We start from the raw sequence: 8,717 nt of genomic DNA on the forward strand, positions 1-8,717 counted from the left end.
GTCTGAGACGCACGAAGGGGCCCGGCGCGGAGGCTGCGGATCGTCGCCGCCACCGTGCCGGGCCCCTTTCGTGTGCGCGCTACCAGGTGAACCCCGGCTGGATCGGCATGCAGGCGCCCTCGTTGTCGCCGTTGAGGGCGTGGGCCGAGGTCGGGGCCACGGTCGGGGCGGGCGGCGGCGGGGCCGGCGCGTCACCGGTCCGCCAGTCCTTGCCGACGAACACGGTGATCCCGGGGACCTCCTCCGACTTCTGCACCGCGGTGGCGGGCAGGCCCAGGGCGGTGGCCACGGCGCTCGCGTCGGCCGCCTGGCCGTCCGTGGCGTAGCGGATCACCGTGGTGTCCTCGCCGCCGGTCCGGGTGTCGGCGGCGGCCTTGGTGAAGCCCTTGCCGCTCAGCAGCGCGGCCACGTCGTTGGCCCGGTTCTTGACCCGGGTCTCGGCGCCGTCCTTGCCGCTGGTGGCGTTGCGGACGGAGACCGTGATCTTCGCGGGAGCCGCGGCCGGGGCCGTGCTGGGGGCCGTGCTCGGGGTCCCGGGGGCCGTGCTCGGGGTGCCCGGGCCCGTGGAGGCGCCCGGCGAGGGGGACGCGCCGCTCTCCGGGGTCCCGGAGCCCTTGCCGTCGAGCGCGATGTCCTCGCGGACCATCCGGAAGACGGCCTCGGCCTCGGTGGCCATGGGCTCGACCCGGCCGTCCAGGCCGGGCTTGGTGCTGTAGACCCAGGGCATGGTGGTCATGGTGATCCGGCCCGGGGGCACCTTCTTGAGCTCCGTGCTCAGGTCGTACAGTTTGTCGATCTTGTTCAGGCCGGTGTCGACGACCATGGCGTCGATGGCGGCCTGCGCCAGGCTGTTGAGCTTCACCGGGTTGGTGAGCTTGGCGTTCTTGCGGAACTCGCGGGCCATCGACGTCATGTACTGGTGCTGCGCGTGGGTGCGGCCGATGTCGGTGCCGTCCTCGAAGCCGTAGCGGGTGCGCAGCCACTGCAGGGCCTCTTCGCCCTGGATGACGCTCGTGCCCTTCGGCAGCTTCAGGCCGGAGCCCTTGCCGTCACGGGTGCGGGAGTGGACGTTCTCCTCGACGCAGACCGGAACGCCGCCGATGGCGTCCGCCATCGAGACCACGCCCTTGAAGTCGATCATCATGAAGTGATCGATGGGGATCTTGGTCAGCTCCTGCCAGGCGGCGACGGTGCAGCCCGGACCGCCGCGCTGCAGGGACTCGTTCGTCTGTACGAGGCCCTTGCTGGCGGGGTGCACCTTGCCGCCCGGCTCGGTGCACTTGGGCATCATCAGCATCGTGTCGCGCGGCATCGAGACCACCGACATGTTGCTGCGGTCGGCGGACAGGTGCAGCAGCATCTGCACGTCCGCCAGCGGCGGGCCGTCGAAGGTGTCGGTGGCTCCGCCGAGGGCCTGGTTCGCCGCGTCGTCCCGCGCGTCGGAGCCGATCAGCAGGATGTTCAGCGGGGTCTGTCCGAAGGCGTTGGGCTTGGAACCGCCCAGTTTGGTCTCACCGAGGTTCAGCGCGTCCGTGTGGATGCTGCCGTTCAGGTGGCGGTAGTACAGGTACCCGGCGGCCGCCGTCCCGAGTATCAGCAGGGACAGTACGGAAGCCGTCCAGCGCAGCACGCGCCGTCTGCCTTGTCTGGGGGGACGGCCGCCGGCCGCCCGGCGAGCCGCTCTGGAGCCGCCCCGCTGTGGGGGCACCGTGCCGGACGCGTCCGCCCCGCCGCCGGATATCGGCTCGGCGGCCTGGGCGGTCGCCCCCTCCCCTCGCACGCTGCTGTGCCTCACGCGTCCCCCTCAAGATCCTTCTGGTCAACAGAGTGCCGGTATCACCGGCCGAGTCCTGTTACTTGGCGCAGATCGCCTTGTCGGCCTGCGCCTGCTGCACGTTCTCGGGCAGCTGCTGGGGCACCGGGGCCGCCAGCGGGGCACCCGGCTGCTGGAAGTCCGGACCCAGCGTCAGCTTCATCGGGGTCTTCGCCGAAGCGTCGGCCGTCCCCACCTTCAGCGCGGTGGCGGGCAGGCCCATGATGTCCGCCAGCGCCCGGGCCTGGTCGGCCTGGTTGGGGGCGTACTCCAGCTGCGTGGCGCCGACCTTCTCGGGGGCGTTGCCGACGTTGCTCGACTTGGGCACGCCCTTGCTGTTCTGCAGCCAGTTCAGCGTCGTGGAGGCGGAGCCCTTGGGGCCCCCTCCGTTGTAGATGCTCACCCGTACGTCCGCCGCGGCCGCGCGGCTGCCCTGGAGCAGCGCGTCCTGCCTGGCCTTCGCGTCCGCGTCGGCCGCTTCCTTGGCGGCCTGCTCCTTCTTCTCGACCTCCGTGAGCGAGACGTCCCCCCGGATCATCTGCAGCAGCGGGTCGGCCAGGGACTTCTCGACGACGACGGTCGCCTTGCTGCCCTCCGGTTCGGCCGGATTGTCCTTCACGGGCAGGGTGGTGAAGGTGATGTTCTTCGTGTCGATGCCCTTCAACTCACCGGCCAGATCGGTGAGTTTGGCGATGGACCCGATCCCCGAGTCCACACCGAGCGACTTGGTGGCGGCCTCCGCGAGGGAGAGGAACTTCTTGGGACTGGTCAGCGTCTCCTTCGACTTCATCTCACGCATCATCGAACCCAGGAACTGCTGCTGGATCCTGATCCGGTCGAGGTCGCTGTTGTTGCCGAAGCCGTGCCGGGTGCGGACGAAGGCGAGGGCCTCCTCGCCCGACAGCCGGTGTTCGCCGGCGTCCAGCTTGAGGTGGGAACCGTCCTCGTCGTTGACGGCCTTGGCCAGGCACACCGGTACTCCGCCGACCGCCGTGCTCAGCGTCTTGACGGCGTTGAAGTCGGCCATCATGAAGTGGTCGACCTCGATGCCGGTGAGTTCCTTGACCGTGCGCATGGTGCAGCCCGCGTCGCGGCCCTCCTGGCCCAGGCTGGTGTTGAAGCGGGTGTTCCTGGTGGGCGCGACCGTCTTCGTCGATCCGTCCGGCTGCTTCGTCGGGCAGGCCGGGATGTTGGTGATCAGGTCGCGGGGGATGGACAGCGCGGTCGCGTTCGTCCGGTCCTTCGAGACGTGGAACAGGATCGTGGTGTCGGCGTGGCCGACGCTGTCCTTGTCCCCGTAGCTCTCGTTGCCCGCGCCGGTGCGCTTGTCGGTTCCGATGACCAGGATGTTGATGGGCTGGTCCTTCTTGAAACCGCCGGTGCCGGCCCCCGCCACGTCGGTGACGCTGAGGTTGCCGTTCAGGTGGTCGTAGTAGAGGTACCCCGCCACGGCGCCGCCGACCAGCAGGAGCGCCAGGCCCCCACCGGTGATGGCCAGCGCCTTCTTGCGCCCGCCGCCGCCGATCTTGCGGGAGCGTCCGCCGCGCCGGCCGCCCGCAGGCGGTTCGCCGCGCCGCGGCTTCGGTACACCGGGGGCGGGACCGGTCGGCGCCGAGGGAGCAGAGGGCGATCTGCGGGGCGCGGTGACCTTGGGCCGCGCTTGCGCGGCGGAGTCGGCCAGTTGCAGTTCGTAGTTGCCGGTGCGGGGATTGAGTACCCACTGGTCTGCGGGGTCGATCTCGTCGGCCCGCCCACGGCTTTGCGCATCCACGGTTGCTCGAATCCTCCGTCGGTGCCTCGCGACGCGCCTCCCCAAGGCGCACGGTCAACGATCCGGCTGCTGGTGCCCGCCTCTGGTCCGGCCGGGCACCGGATCGCTCACCCTATCCGCCCTGTTCGGCGGCAAACCATGCTGGTGACAAATTCCACTCCCCTTATAACGGGGTGAACCGCCCATCCCTCGCGGTTCGGTCACCGGCTTTTGGGATTGCTTTACCGGCAGTCGGCGTTACCCGCAGTGGTTCCCGTGAAAGTAGGGACGGGTACCTGAGGTGTGACGGTTCCCTCGTCGGTCGAGTCCGTGTCCGCACCGGCCTCCGTGTCCTCCCCGGCGGCCTCGGCCGGAGCCGCGGTCGGGGTGGGCTTCGGCGGGGCGACCGTGACCGGCTTGTCCATCCGCAGCTGCTGGAACAGCCGTTCCGCGTCGGGCTCGACCAGCTCGTCCCGGTTCGGGTCGGGCGCGTAGGGCTTGCGGGGCACCGTCAGGAACTTGACCTGATGGGTCGGAATGGCCCGCATGCCCCGTACGAGCTCGTACAGGTCGCGCAGCGAGGCCAGCCCCGGGTCCGTGGTCACCGAGGAGGTCGCCGCGTCCAGCAGCGGGTACAGCCGAGCCGGATTGAGCAGCACCCCGTTGCTCTGCACCTTCTTGACGAGCGATCCGAGGAACTGCTGCTGCCGGTCCATCCGTTCGGTGTCGCTGCCGTTGCCGAGGCTGTGGCGGGCGCGGACGTAGCCCAGCGCCTGCTCGCCCCGCAGGGTCTGGCGGCCGGCGGCCAGCCGCAGCCTGGCCTCGGCGTCGTTCACCGGCTCCTTGAGGCAGACCTCCACCCCGCCGATGGCGTCGACCATCTTCTTGAACCCGCCGAAGTCGATCACCATGTGATGGTCGACACGGATCCCGGTGAGCTTCTCCACCGTACGGATCGTGCAGGCGGCGCCGCCCCACTGGAACGCCCAGTTGAACTGCGAGAACCGCGCGGCGGTGCGGCTCCCGTCCGCCTGCAGACAGGAGGGGATGTCCGTCATCAGGTCCCGGGGTATCGACACCGCGGTCGCGCTCCGGCGGTCCTGCGGCAGGTGCAGCAGGATCGCGGTGTCCGAGCGCTGGCTGCCCCCGTCCTGCCCGTACTTGGCGTTGTCCTTGCCGGAGCGCGAGTCCGAGCCGATCAGCAGGATGGTCTGGGCCCCGGTGGCCAGGTGCGCCGGGCGCTCGCGCTCGTAGCGCCTCAGCTCGGCCGCGGCCGAGGTGTCCTCGGTGATGTTCCCGTCGAGCTTGTTGTAGAGCCACCAGCCGGTGGCCGTACCCGCCAGGACCAGAAAGCCCGCCCCGAGGCCGAGCCGGCGCAGCAGCCGGCGCCGACGCCCGCGGCCGCGCGGGGGCCGCCCCGCGCCCCCGGCCGCGGTGCCGCCCGGTATGCCTGCGCTGTCCGTCACTGGCGTCCGTCCCCTCGCCGCTACGACTGCGGGCCGTCAGCCGTACGGGTGGGCACGGCCACTGCCGATGCTGCCCCCGGGTCGCCGAAGCAGCCCGGGGGCGGGGCCGTGTCTAGGGCCATGCGGGTGACAAATCGCCCGTACCTGGCTTTCACCAGTGTGGGTGACAGGCCTTCGGGCGGCGATCAGACGGTGTGGGTGACGCGTTCGCTCTCGCTGCGCTGGGCCAGCCCCTCCGCCGGGAGCCGGTCCAGGTTCCGGCACAGCACCACGGACCCGCCCGCGGCCAGCGCGGCGTACAGCCCGGCCGAGAGTCCCTCCCAGGTGTCGTAGCCGAGCCCGGTCAGCACGCGGGAGCCCTCGCCCAGGCCGAGCTTCGCCGCGTCCTCGCGGGCGCGGGCCACCAGTTCCGCGTGCGTGAGCTCCGCGCCGCCCACGACCAAGGCCGGACCCTCGGGATCCACCGGTACGAAGGGCGCGAAGCGGTCGCCCTGCCCCGGTACCTCCACCGCGTAGTCGGCGAACCCGGCCGGCGGCTGCGGGAACCGTCCGCCCAGCGGCCGCAGCGCGAGCGCCACCCGCTCACCGCCGCACGCGAGGGCCTCCGCCAGGGTGTCCGGCCCGCTGACGACGAGATCCGCACCGGCCGGATCCCCGCCGATCTCGGCGACGACCCCGACGGACGCGCAGGCGAGCAGCCACACCGCGCTCTGCCAGTGCGCCGGGAGCATCAGCGCGAGCCGGTCCCCGGGCTCGGCCCCCAGGTCGCCCTGGAGCAGATTGGCGGTCTTGGCCACCCAATTGGCGAAGGTCGCGACGGACAATTCGACGCGCTCGCCGGTGGCATCGTCGTAGAAGGTGACGAGCGGGCGGCCCGGATCGGCGGCGAGCGCGGATCGCAGCAGGTCGGCAGGGGTGCGGTCAGTGGCGTTCACCCGGCACAGCGTACGCGGGTCCGTCCCCCGTACGGGGGCGGCCGGCTCCTCCGTACGGGCGAGGGGTACGCGCGGCGGGCCGGACGGAGCGTCAGTTCTCGGATGGCGCCGGGCCGTCCGAGTGCTCACCATCCTTTTCATGCGTGGATTCCTTGCTTCCTCGATCGGCGTCGCGACGGCCGCCGTACTGGCCCTGCCACTCGCGCTCCCCACTCCCGCCCTGGCCGAGACCGCCCCCGTGACCCCCGCCGGGTCCACCCAATCGCTGCCGCTCGTCCCGCTGGGACCCTCGGTGACGCGGACGCCCGGAGTCCCCGGAATGAGCACCCCCGCGGGCCGCGCCGAGACGCAGGGCCTGACCGCACGCGAGGTCAGGACGTTCTCGCTGGTCGGCGTGGTCTGGGATGACGCGACCACGGAACTGCACGGCCGGGTCCAGGTGCGGACCCGCTCCACCCGGACCGCCACCTGGTCGGACTGGCAGGACCTCGAGACCCACAACGGCGAGCACGCCGCCGACCCCGACGCGGCGGAACGCGGCTCCGGCCCGATCCGCGGTGCCACCGCCCCGCTGTGGGTGGGCGAGTCCGACGCCGTGGAGATCCGAGTTCGAGCCGAATCCGGCGCTCCGGCCACCCGGGCCCCCTCCCGGCTGCCCACGGGCATGCGGATCGAACTCGTCGACCCCGGCGCGGACGCCCCCACCGCCGGGTCCGACGGCAAGAACACCGGCCCGGACGGCGACGGCAAGGGCGAGGTGGTTCCCGCCATGTCCATGGGGACGGCGGAGTCCTCCGCCGCGAACGTTCCGCACGCCTCGCTCGGCGCGAACGAGATCACCGCACTCGACAAGGCCGACTCCACCGCCGACGCCGTCTTCGCGAGCGACGGCGAACTGACCGCGGCCGCCGCCCCTTACATCGGTCCGCGCCCGCGGATCGTCACCCGCAAGGGCTGGGGCGCGGACGAGGGCCTGCGCGAGTCGGGCTTCGTCTACACGAGCACCGTCAAGGCCGCCTTCGTCCACCACAGCGCCTCCGGCAACAACTACGCCTGTAAGGACGCCCCCGCGATCCTGCGCGGCCTGTACCGCTACCACGTGATCAGCAACGGCTGGCGGGACCTCGGCTACAACTTCGCCGTCGACAAGTGCGGCACGGTCTACGAGGGCCGCGCGGGCGGCGTCGCCAAGGCGGTCCTCGGCGCGCACACCATGGGCTTCAACACCAACAGCATGGGCGTCGCGGTGCTGGGCACCTTCACCTCCACGGCTCCGCCGGCGGCGGTGGTCGACTCGGTCGCCCGTCTCACGGCCTGGAAGCTCGGCCTCTTCGGCCGGGACCCGCGCGCGAAGACCATCCTGACCTCGGGTGGGGGCAACCTCTACCCCAAGGGCAGGAAGGTGTCGATGAACGTCATCTCCGGCCACCGGGACGGCTTCGCCACCCAATGCCCGGGCACGAAGCTCTACGGCAAGCTCCCCACGGCCCGCACGGCTTCGGCCAAGCTCCAGGGCCGGCCCTAAGGGCTGTCCCGTGATCCCCGGCGGGCGCACGACGCCGGCCACGGCACCTCGCCGCGTTGTCGGAACGCCCGAATGCACCCAGTATGGGGGCGCCCCTCCGCCTTGCGATGCACCGCATCCGACGCCGTGCGCCGATCCACCGGGGATTCCGGGAGAGCCCTTAGCCTCCGGCGGACTGCGGGGCCTCTGGCGCCCGGCTCCGTCGCCGGGGCTCCGCCCCGCACCCCCATACGGCTCCGCGCCCGCGCCTCGAACGCCGTCCGGGCTGGAACGGCTGCACTCGGCCCCGCCGGCGATCGAGGAAGCGCACGGCGTCGGATGCGGTGCATCGCAAGGCGGGGTCCGGGGGCCGGGTCCCGGGGCCGGGCCCCCGGGGCGACGCCCGGCCGGCGCTACGCTCGGGGCATGGCCGGCCGCTTCGATCCCCTCACCCGCGCCGCCGTCCGCGGCGGCCGCACCGACGTACCCGCAGGCCGCGGCGCCGCCACCGGCTCCGCGGCCAGGGAACGCCGCTGGTCCGCCGACGGCCCCGTCGACCTCGGGCTCGTCCTCGGCCCGCTGCGCCGCGGCCCCGGCGACCCCACCTTCCGCACCACCCCCGACGGCTCCGTCTGGCGTACCGGCCGCAGCCCCCAGGGCCTCGCCACCACCCTGCGCGTCTTCGGGACCGGCACGGAGGTCACCGCCGAGGCGTGGGGCCCCGGCGCCGACTGGTTCCTCGAACAGCTGCCCGCACTCCTCGGCGCGGGCGACGATCCCGCCGCCTTCGTGCCCCGCCACCGCCTGGTGCACTCCAGCCACCGCCGCCGTCCCGGCCTGCGCCTCACCCGTACCGGCCTCGTCCTCGAATCCCTGATCCCCACGGTCCTGGAGCAGAAGGTCACCGCCGACGAGGCCTACCGCGCCTGGCGCCGCCTCGTCCGGCAGTACGGCGAGCCGGCCCCGGGCCCCGGCCCGGAGCTGTACGTCCTGCCCGCGGCGCGCACCTGGGCCATGATCCCGTCCTGGGACTGGCACAAGGCCGGGGTCGACTCCAAGCGCTCCGCCACCATCGTGCGGGCGGCCCGCGTGGCGAACCGCCTGGAGGAGGCGGCCGCGATGGACCTGCCCGAGGCCGTACGAAGGCTGGAGGCCGTTCCCGGCATCGGGCCGTGGACCTCCGCCGAAACCCTCCAGCGCAGCAACGGCGACGCCGACGCGATCACCACCGGCGACCTTCACCTGCCCG

General features: G+C 72.4%; 6 protein-coding genes. 2 read left to right on the forward strand and 4 right to left on the reverse strand.

Features of this window, described 5'->3' with window-relative positions; genetic code table 11:
- Positions 1-79 precede the first annotated feature (79 nt).
- The 4 genes from ACWGIU_RS20745 to ACWGIU_RS20760 form a co-directional block, all read right to left on the reverse strand.
- Positions 80-1,630, reverse strand: a complete 1,551-nt coding sequence (locus ACWGIU_RS20745; protein WP_453707850.1) for an LCP family protein — start codon at positions 1,628-1,630, stop codon at positions 80-82.
- 223 nt (positions 1,631-1,853) lie between these two features.
- Entirely contained in the window at positions 1,854-3,584 is a 1,731-nt protein-coding gene (locus ACWGIU_RS20750) for an LCP family protein (protein WP_453707852.1), read from the reverse strand.
- A 221-nt stretch (positions 3,585-3,805) separates the two neighbouring features.
- Positions 3,806-5,029: an LCP family protein gene (locus ACWGIU_RS20755; RefSeq protein WP_453707854.1), complete on the reverse strand. Its 1,224-nt coding sequence runs from the start codon at positions 5,027-5,029 to the stop codon at positions 3,806-3,808.
- Positions 5,030-5,214: 185 nt separating this feature from the next.
- On the reverse strand, positions 5,215-5,964 hold the full coding sequence (locus ACWGIU_RS20760) for a TIGR03089 family protein (protein WP_453707856.1): 750 nt from the start codon (positions 5,962-5,964) through the stop codon (positions 5,215-5,217).
- A gap of 139 nt (positions 5,965-6,103) precedes the next feature.
- On the opposite strand from ACWGIU_RS20760, the gene ACWGIU_RS20765 reads away from it, so the two are divergent.
- Together ACWGIU_RS20765 and ACWGIU_RS20770 are read left to right on the forward strand one after the other, a co-directional pair.
- Positions 6,104-7,489: a peptidoglycan recognition protein family protein gene (locus ACWGIU_RS20765; protein ID WP_453707858.1), complete on the forward strand. Its 1,386-nt coding sequence runs from the start codon at positions 6,104-6,106 to the stop codon at positions 7,487-7,489.
- 405 nt (positions 7,490-7,894) lie between these two features.
- Positions 7,895-8,717 (forward strand): DNA-3-methyladenine glycosylase family protein (locus ACWGIU_RS20770; RefSeq protein WP_453707860.1); only part of this gene is annotated, 823 nt, incomplete at its 3' end.

It is taken from the genome of Streptomyces sp. NPDC054840 (genome assembly GCF_053611065.1).